Source organism: Robertmurraya sp. DFI.2.37, assembly GCF_029211245.1.
Lineage (GTDB): Bacteria > Bacillota > Bacilli > Bacillales > Cytobacillaceae > Robertmurraya > Robertmurraya methanolica_A.
In genome coordinates, this window is the sequence record NZ_JARGEJ010000828.1 from 1 (window position 1) to 290 (window position 290).

General features: G+C 39.7%; 1 protein-coding gene. It reads right to left on the minus strand.

What is annotated here, in order from left to right; all coding sequences use genetic code 11:
- Nucleotides 1–290 (minus strand): hemoblobin-interacting domain-containing protein (locus PZE06_RS28815; RefSeq protein ID WP_275792513.1); only part of this gene is annotated, 290 nt, incomplete at both ends.

A 290-nucleotide genomic window follows, 5' to 3' on the forward strand; every position in this document is an offset into this window, starting at 1 on the left:
TATCGATCGATTTTGGGTCTCATTGTATACATACCTCACGTTTTCACGCCAATCCGGATCATCTTCAAACTCAATAACAAATTGATTTGTACCTGTGACATAGCCTCTCACTACAGGTGCATCCTTTAGTTTTGGCACGTTTACAGTAAGGACTGCATCCTCATAACCTTCTGCTTTAATTAAAAATTCGTAGGTGCCAGGTTGATAGGTCCTGCCTTCCACATTCAAAGTCAATTTGCCTTCTTCTGTTGTGGTAAGCTTTGTTTTTCTAATCCATCTCTCATTAGGTA